Annotated in this window: 21 protein-coding genes; 9 read left to right on the plus strand and 12 right to left on the minus strand. The window is 56.9% G+C overall.

From position 1 onward, the window contains the following. Positions 1-315: 315 nt before the first annotated feature. From QMM04_RS08530 to oppF, 6 genes are all read left to right on the plus strand, one after another. Complete coding sequence (locus QMM04_RS08530) at positions 316-1,950, plus strand: ABC transporter substrate-binding protein (RefSeq protein WP_282996006.1); 1,635 nt, start codon at positions 316-318, stop codon at positions 1,948-1,950. Positions 1,951-2,108: 158 nt separating this feature from the next. Then, on the plus strand, positions 2,109-3,749 hold the full coding sequence (oppA, locus tag QMM04_RS08535) for an oligopeptide ABC transporter substrate-binding protein OppA (RefSeq protein WP_021510084.1): 1,641 nt from the start codon (positions 2,109-2,111) through the stop codon (positions 3,747-3,749). Between the two features lie 81 nt (positions 3,750-3,830). Continuing rightward, positions 3,831-4,751, plus strand: coding sequence for an oligopeptide ABC transporter permease OppB (gene oppB, locus QMM04_RS08540; RefSeq protein WP_021510085.1), 921 nt, complete (start codon positions 3,831-3,833; stop codon positions 4,749-4,751). 15 nt (positions 4,752-4,766) lie between these two features. Further along, positions 4,767-5,675 carry an oligopeptide ABC transporter permease OppC gene (oppC, locus tag QMM04_RS08545; protein WP_021510086.1) on the plus strand — a complete coding sequence of 303 codons (909 nt, stop codon included), beginning with the start codon at positions 4,767-4,769 and terminating at the stop codon, positions 5,673-5,675. 11 nt (positions 5,676-5,686) lie between these two features. Continuing rightward, positions 5,687-6,706, plus strand: coding sequence for an ABC transporter ATP-binding protein (locus QMM04_RS08550; protein ID WP_021510087.1), 1,020 nt, complete (start codon positions 5,687-5,689; stop codon positions 6,704-6,706). Beyond that, entirely contained in the window at positions 6,703-7,707 is a 1,005-nt protein-coding gene (oppF, locus tag QMM04_RS08555) for a murein tripeptide/oligopeptide ABC transporter ATP binding protein OppF (protein WP_104186567.1), read from the plus strand. Before QMM04_RS08550 ends, oppF begins: the two co-directional genes overlap by 4 nt. A gap of 59 nt (positions 7,708-7,766) precedes the next feature. Here the strand turns inward: oppF and QMM04_RS08560 are convergent, their stop codons facing one another. Together QMM04_RS08560 and cls are read right to left on the minus strand one after the other, a co-directional pair. Beyond that, complete coding sequence (locus QMM04_RS08560; protein WP_013509338.1) at positions 7,767-8,096, minus strand: HI1450 family dsDNA-mimic protein; 330 nt, start codon at positions 8,094-8,096, stop codon at positions 7,767-7,769. A gap of 37 nt (positions 8,097-8,133) precedes the next feature. Continuing rightward, on the minus strand, positions 8,134-9,594 hold the full coding sequence (gene cls, locus QMM04_RS08565) for a cardiolipin synthase (RefSeq protein ID WP_282996007.1): 1,461 nt from the start codon (positions 9,592-9,594) through the stop codon (positions 8,134-8,136). A gap of 162 nt (positions 9,595-9,756) precedes the next feature. Between cls and QMM04_RS08570 the strand changes: the two genes are divergently transcribed. Continuing rightward, entirely contained in the window at positions 9,757-9,930 is a 174-nt protein-coding gene (locus QMM04_RS08570) for a YciY family protein (protein ID WP_088517180.1), read from the plus strand. Positions 9,931-9,946: 16 nt separating this feature from the next. Here QMM04_RS08570 and QMM04_RS08575 read toward each other — a convergent pair whose 3' ends face one another. Both QMM04_RS08575 and QMM04_RS08580 read right to left on the minus strand, forming a co-directional pair. Then, positions 9,947-10,120: a hypothetical protein gene (locus tag QMM04_RS08575; protein WP_021510092.1), complete on the minus strand. Its 174-nt coding sequence runs from the start codon at positions 10,118-10,120 to the stop codon at positions 9,947-9,949. Further along, positions 10,120-10,416: a YciI family protein gene (locus tag QMM04_RS08580; protein ID WP_010617723.1), complete on the minus strand. Its 297-nt coding sequence runs from the start codon at positions 10,414-10,416 to the stop codon at positions 10,120-10,122. The genes QMM04_RS08575 and QMM04_RS08580 overlap by 1 nt, the downstream gene beginning before the upstream one ends. 205 nt (positions 10,417-10,621) lie before the next feature. On the opposite strand from QMM04_RS08580, the gene tonB reads away from it, so the two are divergent. Then, entirely contained in the window at positions 10,622-11,353 is a 732-nt protein-coding gene (tonB, locus tag QMM04_RS08585) for a TonB system transport protein TonB (RefSeq protein ID WP_031280217.1), read from the plus strand. Positions 11,354-11,405: 52 nt separating this feature from the next. On the opposite strand, the gene yciA is transcribed toward tonB, so the two are convergent. Genes yciA through QMM04_RS08605 form a run of 4 tightly spaced genes read right to left on the minus strand, consistent with a single transcriptional unit; the run spans position 11,406 to position 13,655 of the window. Next, positions 11,406-11,822 (minus strand): acyl-CoA thioester hydrolase YciA, encoded by a 417-nt coding sequence (yciA, locus tag QMM04_RS08590; RefSeq protein ID WP_058758638.1) that lies wholly within the window; start codon positions 11,820-11,822, stop codon positions 11,406-11,408. A 54-nt stretch (positions 11,823-11,876) separates the two neighbouring features. Then, positions 11,877-12,416, minus strand: a complete 540-nt coding sequence (locus QMM04_RS08595; protein ID WP_058758637.1) for a septation protein A — start codon at positions 12,414-12,416, stop codon at positions 11,877-11,879. A 60-nt stretch (positions 12,417-12,476) separates the two neighbouring features. Next, a complete protein-coding gene (locus tag QMM04_RS08600) occupies positions 12,477-13,211 on the minus strand; it encodes a YciC family protein (RefSeq protein WP_104092993.1) in 735 nt (244 codons plus the stop codon). 27 nt (positions 13,212-13,238) lie between these two features. Next, positions 13,239-13,655, minus strand: coding sequence for a YkgJ family cysteine cluster protein (locus tag QMM04_RS08605; protein WP_058774619.1), 417 nt, complete (start codon positions 13,653-13,655; stop codon positions 13,239-13,241). A 245-nt stretch (positions 13,656-13,900) separates the two neighbouring features. On the opposite strand from QMM04_RS08605, the gene ompW reads away from it, so the two are divergent. After that, on the plus strand, positions 13,901-14,533 hold the full coding sequence (gene ompW, locus QMM04_RS08610; RefSeq protein WP_211724400.1) for an outer membrane protein OmpW: 633 nt from the start codon (positions 13,901-13,903) through the stop codon (positions 14,531-14,533). 47 nt (positions 14,534-14,580) lie between these two features. On the opposite strand, the gene QMM04_RS08615 is transcribed toward ompW, so the two are convergent. The 4 genes from QMM04_RS08615 to trpCF all read right to left on the minus strand — a co-directional run bounded on the left by QMM04_RS08615 (position 14,581) and on the right by trpCF (position 18,478). Continuing rightward, a complete protein-coding gene (locus tag QMM04_RS08615) occupies positions 14,581-14,895 on the minus strand; it encodes a BON domain-containing protein (protein ID WP_021510099.1) in 315 nt (104 codons plus the stop codon). A gap of 172 nt (positions 14,896-15,067) precedes the next feature. Continuing rightward, on the minus strand, positions 15,068-15,871 hold the full coding sequence (gene trpA / locus QMM04_RS08620) for a tryptophan synthase subunit alpha (protein WP_211724401.1): 804 nt from the start codon (positions 15,869-15,871) through the stop codon (positions 15,068-15,070). Then, on the minus strand, positions 15,871-17,064 hold the full coding sequence (trpB, locus tag QMM04_RS08625) for a tryptophan synthase subunit beta (protein WP_058758632.1): 1,194 nt from the start codon (positions 17,062-17,064) through the stop codon (positions 15,871-15,873). Before trpB ends, trpA begins: the two co-directional genes overlap by 1 nt. Positions 17,065-17,110: 46 nt before the next feature. Next, the gene (trpCF, locus tag QMM04_RS08630) at positions 17,111-18,478 is read right to left on the minus strand and encodes a bifunctional indole-3-glycerol-phosphate synthase TrpC/phosphoribosylanthranilate isomerase TrpF (protein ID WP_211724402.1); all 1,368 of its coding nucleotides are present in this window, start codon (positions 18,476-18,478) and stop codon (positions 17,111-17,113) included.

Here is an 18,478-nt window from a genome sequence, read left to right on the forward strand (position 1 = left end):
TTCAGCATTGAAAGCAGCAATATTCGTAAATATTATAAAGTTAGTTGATTAACGAATAATTAACGTGCAAATCAGGCTGAAATTCATTGTTTATCAGTGGATTAATCGATAATTTTGCTCAAGAATTAACACTTTTCCTGTGCGCGGCAACGTGATAAAAGAGAATCAGCTAACATTTTTGTGGTTTAGCTTTGGCGTGCGGGCAACGCTTCTGATAATTTTCGGCTCACCGCAAAATTTTTTATCTGCTAGCAACAAATGTGTACGCTTCTTGCTTACTGCTATCAGGTTTATGTTGAAGGTTGATATTGGTTGATGAAAAGCATGGTAGCGAAAACGGCAGCGCGCACGTTTCTGGCGCTTTGCCTATCCAGTGCGCTGGCGCAAAGTCAGGCCGCTGAGATCCCAGCCGGGACGTCATTAGCGGATACGCAACGCATCGTTATTAACAACGGCAGCGAAGTGTCCTCGCTTGATCCACAAAAAGTCGAGGGTGTGCCGGAATCCAATGTGATTCGCAATCTGCTGGAAGGACTGGTTGAGACCGACAACAACGGTCAACTGGTGCCCGGCGTGGCGCAGCAGTGGCAAAATCAGCAGGGCCGCATCTGGACGTTCACGCTGCGTAAAGACGCCCGCTGGAGCAATGGTGAGCCTGTCACCGCGCAGGATTTTGTCTACAGCTGGCAGCGTCTGGCCGATCCCCGCACCGCCTCGCCGTACGCCAGCTATTTGCAGGCTGCGCACATCAGCAACATTGATGCCATCCTCGCCGGTAAAGCTGCGCCTTCCCAGCTCGGCGTGAAAGCGCTGGACGATCATCATTTGCAGGTTACGCTCTCTGAACCGGTCCCGTATTTTGTTGATATGCTGGCTCATACTTCGATGAAACCGGTGTATCGTCCGGCGGTAGAGCAGTGGGGCGATGCCTGGACACAGCCGCAGCACTACGTGGGTAATGGTGCTTACACGCTGGCAGATTGGGTGGTGAACGAGCAGATCGTGGTGAAGCGTAATCCGCACTACTGGGACAATGCCCATACCACGCTGGACGAAGGCGTGTTTCTGGCGCTCACCTCTGAGAATAGCGATATAAACCGCTATCGCAGTGGCGGTACCGACATGACCAACAGCGTGGTGCCGCCCGATATGTTCAAAAAGCTGCAGCAGGCGCTGGGAGACGAAGTAAAAGTCAGCCCGCTGCTGTGCACCTTCTATTACGAAATCAATAACAAGAAAGCGCCGTTTGACGACGTCCGCGTACGCAACGCGCTGAAGTTAACGATCGACCGCGACATCATCGCGCAGAAAATTATGGGGCAGGGACAGATCCCGGCCTACGGCCTGACGCCGCCCTTTATTCACGGTATTTCTCTCAATACGCCAGCGTGGGCGCGGCAGACGCAGGCGCAACGTAACGCGGCAGCGAAGCAGCTGCTGGCGGAAGCTGGCTTCAATGCCCAGCATCCGCTGCGTTTTACCCTGCTGTATAACACTTCAGAACAGAACAAGCGTCAGGCGATTGCGGCTGCCTCGATGTGGCAAAAGAATCTCGATGCACAGGTCACGCTGCAAAATCAGGAGTGGAAAACGCTACTGGAGACCCGTCATCAGGCACAGTTTGATGTGGTGCGCGCCACCTGGTGTGCGGATTACAACGAGCCATCCAGCTTCCTCAATCTGCTGCTGAGTGGCTCCTCCATCAACACCGCGTTTTATCACAGCGCCGCATTTGATGCGCTGATGGCGCAAACGCTCAACACCGCTGATGACGCGCAGCGCGCGCAACTCTATCAGCAGGCGGAACAACAGCTGGATCAGGATTCACCGATCATCCCGGTTTACTACCGCGTTAGCGTGCGGCTGGTGAAGCCGTGGGTGGGCGGTTTCAGCGGCAAAGATCCGCAGGATATGCTGGCGCTGAAATACTATTACATAAAGAAACATTGAGTAATGTGACGATCCGGCGCTACAGTCGGGCGTCACGTTGCCGTGGTAACCCTGCAGGGTGGTAGTGATCTTCGCGCAGACAGGCGGAGATCTCCCGGAAACGGGGTACGCCGGGCGGTCAGCCGACCCGGTGACGATAATAAAACTGGAGCGTAATAATGAACAACATCACGAAAAAAAGCCTGATCGCCGCAGGCGTACTGGCGGCCATCGGCGCGCTGGCAGGGAATGCTGCACTGGCGGCCAACGTACCGGCGGGTACCGAATTGGCAGCGAAACAGGAACTGGTGCGCGGCAATGGCGATGAAGTGCAGTCGCTGGATCCGCACAAAATCGAAGGCGTGCCGGAAGATAATATCGCCCGTGACCTGTATGAAGGTCTGATCGTGAGCGACAGCAACGGTAAGCCGGTTCCGGGCGTCGCGGAAAGCTGGGAAAACAAAGACTACAAAGTCTGGACCTTCCATCTGCGTAAAAATGCCAAATGGTCAAACGGCGAGCCGGTCACCGCGCAGGACTTCGTCTACAGCTGGCAGCGTCTGGTCGATCCAAAAACCGCCTCGCCTTATGCGAGCTACCCGCAGTATGGCCACATCCTCAACGTGGATGACATCATCGCCGGTAAAAAACCGACCTCCGATCTTGGCGTGAAAGCACTGGATGACCACACGCTGGAAGTGACGCTGAGCGAGCCGGTACCGTACTTCGATAAGCTGCTGATCAACGCGGTGATGTCACCGGTGTATAAGCCAGCCATTGAGAAGTTTGGCGACCAGTGGACGCAGCCGCAGAACTGGGTCGGCAACGGTGCCTTCAAACTGGAATCTCACGTGATCAACGAACGCGTGACGCTGGTGCGTAACCCGGAATACTGGGACAACGAACATACCGTACTGAATAAAGTCACCTTCCTGCCAATCAACTCCGAAGTCAGCGATGTGAACCGTTATTTCTCCGAGAACGGCAGCGACATCACTTACAACAACATGCCGATCGAGCTGTTTAAAAAACTGCAGCGTGATAACGGTAAAGAGCTGATGGTGAAACCGTATCTGTGCACCTACTACTATGAAATCAACAACCAGAAAGCGCCGTTTACCGATGTCCGCGTGCGTACCGCGCTGAAGCTGGGTCTGGATCGCGACATCATGGTGAACAAAGTGCTGGCGCAGGGTCAACAGCCGGCCTACAGCTTCACACCGCCAGCCACTGACGGCATGGAACTGCTGCCGCCGGACTGGTACAAGTGGGATCAGAACAAGCGTAACGAAGAAGCGAAGAAACTGCTGGCCGAAGCCGGTTATACCGCCGACAAACCGCTGACCTTCAACCTGCTGTACAACACCTCCGATCTGCACAAAAAACTGGCGATTGCCGCCTCGTCCATCTGGAAAAAGAACATCGGCGTGAACATCAAGCTGGAAAACCAGGAGTGGAAAACCTTCCTGGATACCCGTCATCAGGGCAACTTCGATGTCTCCCGCGCGGCATGGTGTGCCGACTATAACGAACCGACCTCCTTCCTGAACATCATGCTGTCGGACAGCAGCAGTAACACCTCGCACTATAAGAGCGCGGACTTCGACAAAGTGATTCACGATGCGGTGAAAGCGGCGGATGACAAAGCGCGCGTGGCCGATTATCAGAAAGCAGAGCAGATCCTGGATAAAGACAGCACCATCGTGCCGGTTTACTACTACGTGAACGCGCGTCTGGTGAAACCGTACGTTGGCGGCTACACCGGCAACGATCCGCTGGATAAAACCCTGGATAAGAATCTGTACATCATTAAGCATTAATAGCACTCAGGCTATCGACAGTGGCGGTGCTGCGGTGCCGCCTTTTTGACTTTGTGAAGCAACAGCCTGGTAGGTACGGCAATGTTAAAATTCATCCTGCGTCGGCTCCTTGAAGCCATCCCGACGCTATTCATTCTGATCACCATCTCCTTCTTTATGATGCGACTGGCACCCGGCAGTCCGTTCACCGGCGAGCGTGCGCTGGCGCCGGAAGTCATGGCCAACATTGAGGCCAAATATCATCTCAACGACCCGATCGGCAAACAGTATCTCAGCTACCTGGTGCAGCTGGCACACGGCGATTTCGGGCCGTCGTTTAAATATAAAGACTACTCGGTTAACTACCTGGTTGGTCATGCGTTTCCGGTATCGGCCAAACTGGGGCTGGCAGCCTTCTTCCTTGCGGTGGTGCTGGGCGTCACGGCGGGGGTTATCGCCGCGCTGAAGCAAAACAGTTTGTGGGATTACGCGGTCATGGGGGTGGCGATGACCGGGGTGGTCATTCCCAGCTTCGTGGTGGCACCGCTGCTGGTACTGATCTTTGCCATCACCCTGCGCTGGCTGCCGGGCGGCGGCTGGAATGGCGGGCAGTGGAACTACATGCTGCTGCCGATGGTGGCGCTGTCACTGGCTTACATCGCCAGTATCGCCCGTATCACCCGCGGCTCGATGATTGAAGTGATGCACTCTAACTTCATCCGCACCGCGCGTGCGAAAGGTCTGCCGCTGCGCCGTATTGTGCTGCGCCACGCGCTAAAGCCGGCGCTGCTGCCGGTGCTCTCCTATATGGGGCCGGCGTTTGTTGGCATCATCACCGGTTCGATGGTAATCGAATCAATTTACGGTCTGCCGGGCATCGGTCAGCTGTTTGTCAACGGCGCACTGAACCGTGACTACTCGCTGGTGATGAGCCTGACCATTCTGGTCGGCGTGCTGACCATCCTGTTCAACGCGATCGTTGACGTGCTGTACGCCGTTATCGATCCGAAAATTCGTTACTGATGGTGGAGCTCGCTCATGATGTTAAGTAAGAAAAATAGCGAAGCTCTGGACGCGTTCAGCGAAAAGCTGGAAGTGGAAGGGCGCAGCCTGTGGCAGGACGCACGTCGCCGCTTTATTCATAACCGTGCGGCCCTTATCAGCCTGCTGGTGCTGCTGGTGATTGCGCTGTTCGTGGTGTTCGCCCCGATGCTGGCGCAGTTCAAATATGATGATACCGACTGGGCGATGATGTCTGCACCGCCGGACACCACCTCAGGGCACTGGTTTGGCACCGACTCTTCGGGACGTGACCTGCTGGTGCGCGTGGCGATTGGCGGCCGTATCTCACTGATGGTTGGCATCGCTTCAGCGCTGATCGCGGTGCTGGTGGGCACGCTGTACGGTTCGCTGGCCGGCTACCTTGGCGGCAAGATTGACTCGGTGATGATGCGTATCCTGGAAATCCTCAACTCGTTCCCGTTTATGTTCTTCGTCATCCTGCTGGTGACCTTCTTTGGCCGCAATATCCTGCTGATCTTCGTTGCCATTGGCATGGTGTCATGGCTGGATATGGCGCGTATCGTGCGCGGCCAGACGCTGGGACTGAAGCGCAAAGAGTTCATCGAAGCGGCGCAGGTCGGCGGTGTTTCTACCGGCAATATCGTGCTGCGCCACATCGTGCCGAACGTGCTGGGCGTGGTGGTGGTGTATGCCTCGCTGCTGGTGCCAAGCATGATCCTGTTTGAATCCTTCCTGAGCTTCCTTGGCCTCGGTACCCAGGAGCCACTGAGCAGCTGGGGCGCGCTGTTGAGCGACGGCGCCAACTCGATGGAAGTATCACCGTGGCTGCTGATGTTCCCGGCGGGCTTCCTGGTGGTGACGTTGTTCTGTTTCAACTTTATCGGCGATGGCCTGCGTGACGCCCTCGACCCGAAAGATCGTTAAGGAGTTTCCCGATGACCCATCATGATACTCAGCAGCCGCTGGCGGCTGCACCTGCGGGAAACGCTAACCTGCTGCTGGACGTTAAAGATCTGCGCGTCACCTTTAGTACTCACGACGGCGACGTGACCGCTGTGAACGACCTCAACTTTTCCCTGCGCGCCGGTGAAACGCTGGGCATTGTCGGTGAATCCGGCTCCGGAAAATCGCAAACCGCGTTTGCACTGATGGGACTGCTGGCGAAAAATGGTCGCATTGGCGGCTCGGCGCAGTTCAACGGCAGCGAAATCCTCAATCTGCCGGAAAGCAAGCTGAACAAGCTGCGCGCGGAGCAGATTGCGATGATTTTCCAGGACCCGATGACATCGCTCAATCCGTACATGCGCGTCGGCGAACAGCTGATGGAGGTGCTGAAACTGCACAAAGGCATGAGCAGCGCCCAGGCGTTTGAAGAGTCGGTGCGCATGCTGGACGCGGTGAAAATGCCGGAAGCGCGCAAACGCATGAAGATGTTCCCGCACGAGTTTTCCGGTGGCATGCGTCAGCGCGTAATGATCGCCATGGCGCTGCTGTGCCGGCCAAAGCTGCTGATTGCCGATGAGCCAACCACTGCGCTGGATGTCACCGTGCAGGCGCAAATCATGACGCTGTTGAATGAGCTGAAGCGTGAATTTAACACCGCCATCATCATGATCACTCACGATCTCGGCGTTGTTGCCGGGATCTGTGACAAGGTACTGGTGATGTATGCCGGGCGCACCATGGAATATGGCCGTGCGCGCGATGTGTTCTACCAGCCGGCCCATCCGTACTCGATCGGTTTGCTGAGCGCGGTGCCGCGTCTTGACGCGGAGGGAGAGTCGCTGACCACCATTCCCGGCAACCCGCCCAATCTGTTGCGTCTGCCGCAGGGCTGTCCGTTCCAGCCGCGCTGCGCATATGCCATGGATATTTGTGCCAAATCACCGCCGCTTGAACCGTTTGCCGAAGGGCGCCTGCGCGCCTGCTTCAAACCGGTGGAGGAGTTAGTATGAGCACCGTAATCGAAGAAAAAAAAGTGTTGCTGGAAATCGCCGATCTCAGGGTGCATTTCGATATCAAAGACGGCAAGCAGTGGTTCTGGCAGCCGCCGAAAACCCTGAAAGCGGTGGATGGTGTCAGTCTGCGTTTGTATGAAGGCGAAACCCTCGGCGTGGTGGGTGAATCCGGCTGCGGCAAATCCACGCTGGCGCGCGCCATTATCGGTCTGGTGAAAGCCACCGACGGGCGCGTGGCGTGGCTGGGGCGCGATCTGCTGGGCCAGAGCCAGGAAGAGTGGCGTCAGGCGCGCAGTGACATTCAGATGATCTTCCAGGACCCGCTGGCCTCGCTCAACCCGCGTATGACCATTGGTGACATCATCGCCGAACCGCTGCGCACCTACTATCCAAAGATGCCGCGTCAGGAAGTGAAGGATAAGGTTAAAAACATGATGATGAAGGTCGGTCTGCTGCCGAACCTCATCAACCGCTATCCGCACGAGTTCTCCGGTGGCCAGTGCCAGCGTATCGGTATCGCCCGTGCGCTGATTCTTGAGCCGAAGCTGATTATCTGTGATGAGCCGGTGTCGGCGCTCGACGTGTCGATTCAGGCGCAGGTGGTCAACCTGCTGCAGAAACTGCAGCGTGAAATGGGCCTGTCGCTGATCTTCATCGCGCATGACCTGGCGGTGGTGAAGCACATCTCTGATCGCGTACTGGTGATGTATCTCGGCCACGCGGTTGAGCTGGGGACCTATGATGCGGTATATAACGATCCGCAGCATCCGTACACCAAAGCGCTGATGTCGGCGGTGCCGATTCCTGATCCGGACCTGGAGAAAAATAAGCAGATTCAGCTGCTGGAAGGGGAACTGCCGTCGCCGATCAATCCGCCATCAGGCTGCGTGTTCCGCACCCGCTGCCCGATTGCCGGCCCGGAGTGCGCCAAAACCCGACCGCTACTCGAAGGCAGTTTCCGCCATGCGGTGTCCTGTCTGAAGGTTGATCCGCTTTAATAGCGGTGCCATAAACAACAACGCCGGGCAGTGCCCGGCGTTTTTTTATGCGCTGCGGCTTATTCACGCCACAGAATATGACACAGCTTATGATCTTTCTCGCGGCACAGCAGGATCCGCGCGAACACATCGGTAATCGGTTCGCCGTCCGCTTCACCGAGGCCGATCACCACTTCTGAGAAGAAGTCAGGGTTGAGATCGAAATCCACATGTTCCTGCCAGTCTTCGGATGGATCAAACAGCTCGGCACCGCCGCGCTCTTCAAATTGCAGATTGAACAGAATGATGTCTGCCGGATCGAGGTTATCGCCTGCCAGCTCAAGAAAAATATCGTAAGCCTGTTCCAGCGTTTCATCTTCGGTAAGGCGATTATTTAAATCCATGGTCATTCCTGCTTACTCTGAGGCGGTAATCTTGTCGCTCGTTTTACAGTAAAGGGCTAAAGAAGTAAAACAGTCGTTCAACGATGCGCTGCCACCAGGCACGTTTTGCCCAGCGCGCGCCGTCCAGCAGACGCGAACGGGCGATATAATCATCCTGGACCGTGGCGAGATCGCTACCAAAGCCGTCATCATCCACCACCAGCGTGATCTCGAAGTTGAGCCACAGGCTGCGCATATCCAGGTTCACCGTGCCCACCAGGCTGAGCTGACCGTCCACCAGCACGCTCTTGGTGTGCAACAGGCCATCTTCAAACTGATAGATTTTCACCCCGGCTTCCAGCAGTTCAGTGAAGAAGGCGCGGCTGGCCCAGCCGACCAGCAGCGAGTCATTATGGCGCGGTACAACAATGCTCACCTCAACGCCACGCAGCGCGGCGGTACAGATGGCGTGCAGTAAGTCGTCGCTCGGCACGAAGTAGGGCGTGGTCATGATCAGCTGCTCGCGCGCTGAATACACCGCCGTCAGCAGCGCCTGATGAATCATGTCCTCGGGGAAGCCCGGACCTGAGGCGATCACCTGAATGGTGTGACCGCTCTCCTGCTCAAACGGCATCACATTGCCGTCCGGCGCCGGCGGCAGAATGCGTTTGCCGGTTTCGATTTCCCAGTCGCAGGCGTAGACGATGCCCATGGTAGTGGCCACCGGGCCCTCCATGCGCGCCATCAGATCAATCCATTGACCCACGCCAGCATCCTGTTTAAAGAAGCGCGGATCCACCAGATTCATGCTGCCGGTATAGGCAATGTAGTTATCGATCAGCACCACTTTGCGGTGCTGACGCAAATCCATGCGGCGCAGGAACACACGCCACAGGCTGACCTGCAATGCCTCGACCACATCAATACCGGCGTTGCGCATCATGCCTACCCACGGACTGCGGAAGAACGCCACGCTGCCGGCGGAGTCCAGCATCAGGCGGCAGTGCACGCCGCGCCGTGAGGCAGCCATCAGCGATTCCGCCACATCATCAGCCAGACCACCCGGCTGCCAGATGTAGAACACCATCTCAATATTATGGCGCGCCAGCTGAATATCGCGGATCAGCGCCTGCATCACGTCATCGGCGCTGGTCAGCTGCTGCAGCTGATTGCCTTTAACGCCGGCAATACCCTGACGATGACGGCACAGCTCGAACAGGGAGCGCGCCACGTCACTGTGTTCAGTCGCGAAAATGTGACGACACTGTTTCAGGTCGTTGAGCCATTTGGCGGTCGAGGGCCACATGGTGCGGGCGCGTTCAGCGCGACGTTTACCTAAATGCAGTTCGCCAAACGACAGATAGGCGATAATACCCACCAGCGGCAGAATGTAGATGATCAGCAGCCAGGCCATCGCTGAGGTCACCGCTCGCCGCTTCATCAGGATGCGCAGCGTAACCCCGGCAATCAGCAGCCAGTAGCCAAACAGCAGCAACCAACTGATAAGGGTATAAAATGTGGTCATAAAGTGGACGTCCCGTTCGCGCTTTGATGGGCAAAGTTTACGTGTTGATCTGCGCCAGCGAAACCTTTAATCGTTGATGACGTTTCGATGAAGGTTTCGATTTGGCATTTTTAGCCAGATCACTATAATGCGTCGCGGGTTTAGCCAGTCAGAGAGGATGTGATGAGACGCAGCAGAAATGAAGTGGCCCGCTGGAGAATGTTACGCCAGGCGCATCGCCGTCGTGCCCGCTGGCTGGAAGGGCAGTCACGTCGTTATAAGCGCATCCATGCGATTCGTCATCAGGTGGCGCAGCAGCAGCGTCGCTCTATCCTGTTTATCACGCAGAATACCTGAGCAATGAACGCGGTCGTCAGTGGCCGCGTAATACCAGTGAAACATTCACTATCTGCAGGGCCGCCGCCAGTACCACCAGCATGACGATGTGCTGGCGCGCCTGACGCCAGCCCTGACGGCGCCACAGCCACAGCGCACGACCAATCAGCAGCAGCACCAGCACTAACAACAGAAGGGGCTGCCACTGCATCAGAACACCCGTTTAAACGGTTTAACCGTGACTTTATCGTACACGCCAGCGGCGATATACGGATCGTCATTGGCCCACGACTGGGCCGTTTCCAGCGATGAGAACTCGGCAACAATCACAGAACCGGTGAAACCAGCCGGGCCCGGCTCATTACTGTCGACGGCAGGCAGAGGACCGGCGACAATCAGACGCCCCTCATCCTGCAGCAGCTGCAGACGCGCCAGGTGTGCCGGGCGCACAGAGTTACGTTTTTCCAGTGAATCTGCGGTATCTTCCGCATAAATGACGTAAAGCACGATGGGATACTCCCGTTAGACTTGCCGAATTTGCGAGACACGTTAAGTGATCGCTAAACAGAGTGCAAACGAAAGATAATGGGCGCGCGCTGCAACGCAGGCAGGGTTAAAAAGCGTCTTTCTTTTGGCCTTCAGTAGCGTGCTTATTGAAACTGATTGCTATTTGCATTTAAAATCAGCGCTTCACTCAATGAACATGACTGATATGACGACGTTGACTACGCCTTTTCCAACCCGAACGCCTGTGTCCGTGATTTTATCCGTGCTCCTTCACGGTTCGGTAATCGCCGGCATTCTTTATGCTTCATTTCATCAGACCATTGAGGTTCCTAAAGCGTCTCAGCCTATCAGCATTAGCATGGTAGCCCCCGAAGTGCAGCCTGAACCGGCACCTGCAGCCGTAACCCCGCCGCCGCCGCCCGAACCGGAACCCGAGCCGGAAGTCGCGCCAGAGCCACCAAAAGCCGAGCCGGTGCCGATCCCTAAGCCGGAACCTAAACCGAAGCCAAAACCGAAACCGAAGCCAAAGGTGGAGAAAAAGGCAGAGCCGAAGCCGCGCCAGCAGGTGAAGCCGCAGGAGAATCCGTTTAAACAGGACGCGCCAGCCGCGCAAACGCGCCCCTCGACGGCACCGAAGAGTAATCCGGCCCCAACGCAGACGGTGTCGGATGGACCGAAAGCGATGAGCGTCAGCAAGCCGGCGTATCCGGCGCGTGCGTTCGCGCTGCGCGTTGAAGGGCGGGTGCGGGTGAAGTTTGACGTGGACAGCGATGGGCGCGTCGATAACGTCGAGATTTTGTCCGCCGAGCCGCGCAACATGTTTGAGCGCGAAGTGAAGCAGGCGATGAAGAAGTGGCGCTATCAGCCAGGACGGCCGGGCAAAGGGCTGACGATGAACATCGTGTTCCGCATTAACGGCGGCGCGAACATCGAGTAAAGCCAGACAGGCAAAGAAAAAGCGGCCATTCCGGGCCGCTTTTTTTATACGCTTAATTGCTCAGATTGGCCTGGCCTTCCGGCAGCGGACGGGATTTCCCGCTGTTATCGACCGCTACGTAAACAAACACCGCTTCGGTGGCGCAGTAAGTCTGGCCGATCGGTTCGGACGACACTTTTTTAATCCACACTTCCACGTTAATGGTCATCGAGCTATTGCCGGTGCGGATGCAGCGCGCGTAGCAGCTCACCACATCCCCGACGGCGACGGGCTTGAGGAAGGTCATACCATCCACGCGCACCGTTACCACGCGGCCTTTGGCAATCTCTTTAGCCAGTATCGCGCCGCCCATATCCATCTGCGACATCAGCCAGCCGCCGAAGATATCACCGTTGGCATTGGTATCTGCCGGCATCGCCAGGGTACGCGAGACCATCTCGCCTTGCGGCAACTTATGTTTTTCGTCCATTGCTCAGTTCTTCTGCAGGTGAAGACAAGCCCGGCGGAGACCGGGCTGCATCGATTATTTTTGTTCTTGTTGCGGCATCTGTCGCCAGATGTACAGGCCGCTTAACAGCGTAAACAGCAGGGTCAGGCCGGTAAGACCGAACACCTTAAAGTTAACCCAAAACGCCTGGGATAACCAAAACGCGACATAAATATTCGCCAGGCCGCAGGCCAGGAAGAACAGGGCCCAGGCGATATTCAGCCGACGCCATACCGCACCCGGCAGCTGCAGCTCTTTACCAAGCATGGTCTGGATCAGCGGTTGCTGCATAAACCACTGGCTGTACAGCAGCGCCAGCGCGAACAGCGAGTAAATCACCGTGACTTTCCATTTGATGAATTCATCGTTGTGGAACACATAGGTCAGGGTGCCGAACACCGCAACCAGCACAAAGGTGAAAATGGTCATCTTTTCCAGCTTGCGGTACAGCACCCAGCTGACCACCAGCGCGATACCGGTCGCCACCACCAGCGCGCCGGAAGCGACAAAAATGTCGTACAGCTTGTAGAAAATAAAGAAAACTACCAGGGGAAGAAAATCGAGTAACTGCTTCATAGCGTTTCCAGTCAGGGGCAGGAGCGTTGAGTTACGGCGCCGCCGCGGGCGCCGTAACGCTTAACGTAACAGCATATACAGCCGGTACAAATAGATAATCAGAATGGCTGATACCAGGTTGCCCAGCGCGTTGAGCACCACCGAAGCGATATTAGCAGGCAGCACGGTCAGCGAGGAGAAGAAGAACATCAGCGCAATTTTCGCCAGCAGCCACAAAATAATCGCCGGGGCGATCACCTTAATGTTCTTCCAGGCCAGACGCATACTGGCGCGCATCGCACTGAAAATGCCCATTTTTTCACTTGCCAGCATCACCGGCGCCAGCGACAGCAGAATCGCCAGAATCACACCAGGCACCATCAGTACCATAAAGCCCAGCTGAACCAGCAGGGTGATCAGGAAGGTCTGCACCAGCAGTTTCGGCAGCAGCGGTGCAGAGGCGCCAATCGCGCGCAGCGCGCTGACGCGCTGTCCACTGGATACCATCGGCAGCAGGCACAGCATGCCGCCCAATAGCAGCGTGTTGCCAATCAGGGCAGCGAAAGTGCCGGCGGCAGAGGCGCGCAGCAGAATGCGTTGCTGATCCGGTGACATGTTCTGGACGATTTCAAACAGCGATGAGGCGCTGCTGTCGGTCTGGCTGAGCAGGGATAACTGATCCTCGCCCGGCGTCAGGGCGTGGCCAACAATCACGGTAATAAACGAGGTCAGCAACGCCATCAGCACGATGGTGACCAGCTGATGGCGCAGAAAATTTCCTGTGTCACGGTATAATGAGCTTGCCGTGATAGACATGTACACTCCTTGAAGGAACCGGGTTAATTAACCCGGCGATTGTACATGTTCTGCAGGCAGGCTGGCACCCGGAATCCCATAACTTTCTGTCATCTCAGGTAAAGAAGGGTGAAAAAGCGCGGGTAAACCATAGCGCGCCCGGGCGCGATCGCAGGCGTCATTCGGCACGCCATTTTCGCCGGACATGGCGAACTCCCGGCACGGTGACGGCCGCTGCGCATAAATCCCACAGGAAACACAGCCGCCAATTTCACCCTGCAGCGCCACGCAGCGCGGGGCACGATCGTTGGTGCCGCGCATGTTGCGCATCATCAGGCTTAGGGGCTCTGTCAGTTCAACCGGCACTGTGCCACCACCGTCGTCGGCTTCGGCCCAGTAAAAAGAAACGCGAAAATGGGCGCAGCAGGCGCCACAGGTCATACAGGGGTTAAGTAAATCGCTCATCTGATCGCCCGCCACTCCTGAGGCTTCGAACCAAAATCACAAAAGGGGAATAGCAACATAATCACGCCGTGTCATGGCGGCAACAGGATTTTTATGTCCGCTTGTAAAGGCAAAATTGATCTGAATCAATTCATTGTTTTATAAGTGATTAATTTGAATTGATGCTGATGATCTTTTCGCAAAAAAGGGGTAAATCTTGTGCCGCGATTAACCTCAATACCCTGTTTTCCGGCAAAGGAGTGATTATGAAACTGGCTAAATGCGCGCTGCTGCTGGCGCTGGCGATCCCGCAACTGGCACTGGCTCACCAGGCCGGTGATTTTTTTGCGCGCGCCGGTAGCGCGACCGTTCGTCCGACCGAAGGCTCTGATAATGTGCTGGGTATGGGCGGCTTCAGCGTCAGTAATGATACCCAGCTGGGTCTGACGTTTACCTGGATGGCGACCGACAATATCGGCGTTGAGCTGCTGGCGGCCACGCCGTTCCGCCACAAAGTGGGACTTGGCCCGACCGGCAACCTCGCTACCGTGCGTCAGCTGCCGCCCACCCTGATGGCGCAGTACTACTTTTTCGACAGCCAAAGCGCGCTGCGCCCTTACGTTGGCGTCGGGATCAACTACACCACCTTCTACGATGCGAAGTTTAACCAGACCGGGCAGGATGCGCAGCTGAGCGATTTGAGCGTGAAAGACTCCTGGGGCGTGGCGGGTCAGGTCGGGCTGGATTATCAGATCAACCGCGACTGGATGCTCAACGCGTCATTGTGGTACATGGACATCGATACCGAAGTGAAATTCAAAGCGGCGGGCGAACAGCAGAATATCAATACCCGCATCGATCCGTGGGTGTTCTTCTTTGGCGCGGGCTACCGTTTCTGATTTTTACACCAGAAAGAAAAAGGGCGACCCGCAGGTCGCCCGTTTAGTTACTTAATCTGCATATTGTTGACGACGGATTTTACCCCCGCCACGTTACGCGTTACCGCAACCGCACGGTTGGCCATCTGCGGCGAGCTGACAAAGCCGCTCAGCTGTACTTTCCCTTTGAAGGTCTCAACGTTAATTTCTGTCGATTTCAGCGCCTCGTCATTCAGCAGCTGTGCCTTCACTTTGGTGGTAATGACCGTGTCATCGATGTAACCGCCGGTCCCTTCCTTTGTTGCTGTTGGTGCACAGGCACTTAAGGTGAGCGCCATCACTGCAGCCACTAAAAAACCCGCAACGACTTTGAACAATTTCATTGGTTATCTCCCTGTCATAGATGGTGGTGCACCGTAACGTGACGGCACGCTTAAGTGTGGGCCGTGCCTCGCATTTCGGCAACTCAGGCGCGATGAAAAAGTTTGTCGCAGGGGAGAAAAAAGGGGGCAGGAAGTAAGAAGGGCCCTGCAGCCAGTGCAGGGCCGTGCCAACTCAGCGGGTAGCCGCTTTGAGATCGCTGACGAACGTTTGCAGTTCGCTGAGCAGCGCCGTTGGGTCGTTCTGATTACGCTCGATGATTTTTACGATGGCCGAGCCGGAGATGGCTCCGGCGGCTCCGGCGGCAACTGCCTCTTTCACCTGACCCGGCTCAGAGATGCCGAAGCCCTGCAGCGGTGGCGCAGCATGATATTCGCGCAGCTTCTCGATCAGATGATGCAGCGGCAGGCTGGCGCGATTTTCCGCACCGGTAACGCCGGCGCGTGACAGCAGATAGGTGTAGCCACGGCCGTGCGAGGCGATTTCGCGCAGCAGATCGTCATCCGCGTTGGGCGGACAGATAAAGATCGGCGCAATGTTGTGACGCATCGCCGCCTGGCGGAACGGGGCCGACTCTTCCACCGGCACGTCAGCCACCAGCACCGAGTCAACGCCCACCGCAGCGCACTGCGCGTAGAAGTTGTCGATACCTCTGCTGAACACCAGGTTGGCGTACATCAGCAGGCCAATCGGCAGATCGGGGTATTTCTGGCGCACGGTGGCGAGCATTTCAAAACACTGCGCTACGGTGGTGCCGCCGGCAAAGGCGCGCAGCGTAGCGCCCTGAATCGTCGGTCCATCGGCCAGCGGATCAGAGAACGGAATGCCCAGCTCCAGCGCATCCGCACCGCCCTCGACCAGCGCATCAATGATTTTCAGCGATAGCGCCGGTGACGGATCGCCAAGGGTGACGAAGGGCACAAACGCGCCTTCCTGTTTCGCGGACAGACGTTGAAACAGCTGATTATAACGCTCCATCAGATCTCTCCCTTAGCTTTCAGAATATCGTGAACGGTAAAGATGTCTTTGTCGCCGCGGCCGGAAAGGTTCACCACCAGCAACTGCTCTTTGTCCGGGTTTTCGCGGATCATTTTCAGCGCATACGCCAGCGCGTGCGATGACTCCAGTGCCGGAATGATGCCTTCTGCACGACACAGCGTCTTAAAGGCCTCCAGCGCTTCATCATCCGTGATTGACACGTAGTCAGCGCGGCCGGTGCTGTTCAGGTGCGCATGCTGCGGACCGACCGACGGGAAATCGAGACCGGCAGAGATGGAGTAGGACTCTTCGATCTGTCCCTCTTCGGTCTGCATCATCGGCGCCTTCATGCCGAAATAGATGCCGACGCGACCGTGCTTGAGCGGCGCACCGTGCTCACCGGTGTCAATACCGTGACCCGCAGGCTCCACGCCGATCAGGCGCACGCTGCTCTCTTCGATGAAATCCGCAAACATGCCGATGGCGTTAGAACCGCCGCCGACGCACGCCAGTACCGCATCCGGCAGGCGACCCTCTTTTTCCAGAATCTGCGCTTTGGTCTCTTCGCCAATCATGCGCTGGAATTCACGCACAATGGTCGGGAACGGGTGCGGACCTGCGGCAGTGCCGAGCATGTAGTGCGCGGTTTCGTAGCTGCCGGACCAGTCGCGCAGCGCCTCGTTACAGGCATCTTTCAGCGTGGCCGAGCCGCTGTGTACCGGAATCACCTCTGCGCCCATCAGCCGCATACGGAACACGTTGGGTGACTGACGCTCAACGTCTTTCGCGCCCATGTAAATACGGCATTTCATGCCGAGCAGGGCACACGCCAGTGCCGACGCCACGCCGTGCTGACCGGCGCCGGTTTCCGCGATGATCTCGTTTTTGCCCATGCGTTTTGCCAGCAGCGCCTGGCCCAGCACCTGGTTAGTTTTGTGTGCGCCGCCGTGCAGCAGGTCTTCGCGCTTCAGGTACAGGCGGGTTTTGCTGCCTTTGGTCAGGTTGCTGCACAGCGTCAGGGCCGTCGGGCGACCGGCGTAGTTTTTCAGCAGGTCAGTGAATTCAGCCTGAAACGCCGGATCGCGCTGTGCTTCAACAAAGGCCGTTTCCAGCTGACGCAGTGCTGGCATCAAAATCTGCGGCACATACTGGCCGCCGAATTCGCCAAAGTAGGGATTAAGTAATGTCGTCATCGTGTCCTCTTCCTTATCCGGCCCGCCCGCAGGCGGGCAGACGCAATTAATAGGCGCGCAGCGTGCGGAATACCGCCGCGACTTTGCTGGCATCTTTGATGCCCGGCGCGGATTCCACGCCGGAGTTGAAGTCGAGGCCGGCACAGCCGAGCTGAGCGGCTTCGACGCAGTTATCGGCGCTCAGGCCACCGGCCAGCAGCACATCAGTCAGGTCTTCACCCTGCAGCAGCGACCAGTCAAAGCGCTGACCGCTGCCACCCTGGCCATTATCCAGCACGTAGCGATCAACGTGCGGCCAGTCGCGTGGCGGCAACCGATCTTGAATGCTCAGCGCCTTCCAGATGCGCACGCTGGCTGGCAGCGCCTGGCGCAGTTCCGCAACGTAGGCTTTGTCTTCGTCGCCGTGCAGCTGGACGGCCGCAAGCGATAAACGTGTGGCCAACGTGACAACGTCATTGATAGCCTGATTGCGGAACACGCCGACATACTTCAGCGGTGCAGCGGCGATCACCGCCTGTGCCTGCGCCTCGTTAACCTGGCGCGGCGAACCGGCGGCAAAGATCACGCCGCCATACAGCGCACCAGCCTGTTGCGCGGCCTGCGCGTCTTCCGGGCGGGTCAGGCCGCACACCTTGTTATCGCCCAGCAGCACGCGGCGTACACCGGCGTCGAGGTCGTGCTCCTCCATCAGCGCCGAGCCAATTAAAAAGCCGTTAGCAAAATGGCTCAGCTCGCGCACCTGGGCGTAATTATGGATGCCGGACTCGCTGATTACGGTGACGCCATGGCTGAGACGCGGGGCCAGCTGACGCGTGCGATTCAGGTCAATCGACAAATCACGCAGATCGCGGTTGTTGATGCCGACCACTTTAGCTTCCAGCGCGATAGCGCGCTCCAGCTCTTCTTCGTTACTGACTTCGGTCAGCACGCCCATTTTCAGACTGTGCGCCACCGCAGCCAGCTGACGGTACTGCTCATCATCCAGTACGGACAGCATCAGCAGAATGGCATCGGCCTGATAATGGCGCGCCAGGTAAATCTGGTAGGGATCAATAATAAAGTCTTTGCACAGCACCGGCTGCGTGATGGCGGCGCTGACCACCGGCAGGAAATCAAAGCTGCCCTGGAAATATTTCTCATCGGTCAGCACTGACACCGCAGAGGCGTAATGGCGGTAGATCCCGGCGATAGTCGCGGGATCAAAATCGGCGCGAATCAGTCCTTTAGACGGGGAGGCTTTTTTACACTCCAGAATGAAGACGGTGCGCGTGCCACGCAGCGCCTCGTAAAAATGACGCTCCGCCGGCTGCAGATCGTTCTGGAAGGAGGCCAGCGGCTGCTGCGATTTACGTGCTTCAACCCACAGGGCTTTATCCTGCACAATTTTCTCTAATACGGTGCCCTTGATACTCAT

The organism is Pantoea sp. Pa-EAmG (assembly GCF_030024295.1).
In the GTDB taxonomy this organism is placed as follows: domain Bacteria; phylum Pseudomonadota; class Gammaproteobacteria; order Enterobacterales; family Enterobacteriaceae; genus Pantoea; species Pantoea dispersa.

What these genes read in the sequence shown, in the direction of transcription:
- QMM04_RS08530 (WP_282996006.1), top strand. Translation starts at nt 316, where the DNA reads ATGAAAAGCATGGTAGCGAAAACGGCAGCGCGCACGTTTCTGGCGCTT.
- oppA (WP_021510084.1), top strand. Translation starts at nt 2,109, where the DNA reads ATGAACAACATCACGAAAAAAAGCCTGATCGCCGCAGGCGTACTGGCG.
- oppB (WP_021510085.1), top strand. Translation starts at nt 3,831, where the DNA reads ATGTTAAAATTCATCCTGCGTCGGCTCCTTGAAGCCATCCCGACGCTA.
- oppC (WP_021510086.1), top strand. Translation starts at nt 4,767, where the DNA reads ATGATGTTAAGTAAGAAAAATAGCGAAGCTCTGGACGCGTTCAGCGAA.
- QMM04_RS08550 (WP_021510087.1), top strand. Translation starts at nt 5,687, where the DNA reads ATGACCCATCATGATACTCAGCAGCCGCTGGCGGCTGCACCTGCGGGA.
- oppF (WP_104186567.1), top strand. Translation starts at nt 6,703, where the DNA reads ATGAGCACCGTAATCGAAGAAAAAAAAGTGTTGCTGGAAATCGCCGAT.
- QMM04_RS08560 (WP_013509338.1), bottom strand. Translation starts at nt 8,096, where the DNA reads ATGACCATGGATTTAAATAATCGCCTTACCGAAGATGAAACGCTGGAA.
- cls (WP_282996007.1), bottom strand. Translation starts at nt 9,594, where the DNA reads ATGACCACATTTTATACCCTTATCAGTTGGTTGCTGCTGTTTGGCTAC.
- QMM04_RS08570 (WP_088517180.1), top strand. Translation starts at nt 9,757, where the DNA reads ATGAGACGCAGCAGAAATGAAGTGGCCCGCTGGAGAATGTTACGCCAG.
- QMM04_RS08575 (WP_021510092.1), bottom strand. Translation starts at nt 10,120, where the DNA reads ATGCAGTGGCAGCCCCTTCTGTTGTTAGTGCTGGTGCTGCTGCTGATT.
- tonB (WP_031280217.1), top strand. Translation starts at nt 10,622, where the DNA reads ATGACGACGTTGACTACGCCTTTTCCAACCCGAACGCCTGTGTCCGTG.
- yciA (WP_058758638.1), bottom strand. Translation starts at nt 11,822, where the DNA reads ATGGACGAAAAACATAAGTTGCCGCAAGGCGAGATGGTCTCGCGTACC.
- QMM04_RS08595 (WP_058758637.1), bottom strand. Translation starts at nt 12,416, where the DNA reads ATGAAGCAGTTACTCGATTTTCTTCCCCTGGTAGTTTTCTTTATTTTC.
- QMM04_RS08600 (WP_104092993.1), bottom strand. Translation starts at nt 13,211, where the DNA reads ATGTCTATCACGGCAAGCTCATTATACCGTGACACAGGAAATTTTCTG.
- QMM04_RS08605 (WP_058774619.1), bottom strand. Translation starts at nt 13,655, where the DNA reads ATGAGCGATTTACTTAACCCCTGTATGACCTGTGGCGCCTGCTGCGCC.
- ompW (WP_211724400.1), top strand. Translation starts at nt 13,901, where the DNA reads ATGAAACTGGCTAAATGCGCGCTGCTGCTGGCGCTGGCGATCCCGCAA.
- QMM04_RS08615 (WP_021510099.1), bottom strand. Translation starts at nt 14,895, where the DNA reads ATGAAATTGTTCAAAGTCGTTGCGGGTTTTTTAGTGGCTGCAGTGATG.
- trpA (WP_211724401.1), bottom strand. Translation starts at nt 15,871, where the DNA reads ATGGAGCGTTATAATCAGCTGTTTCAACGTCTGTCCGCGAAACAGGAA.
- trpB (WP_058758632.1), bottom strand. Translation starts at nt 17,064, where the DNA reads ATGACGACATTACTTAATCCCTACTTTGGCGAATTCGGCGGCCAGTAT.
- trpCF (WP_211724402.1), bottom strand. Translation starts at nt 18,478, where the DNA reads ATGAGTATCAAGGGCACCGTATTAGAGAAAATTGTGCAGGATAAAGCC.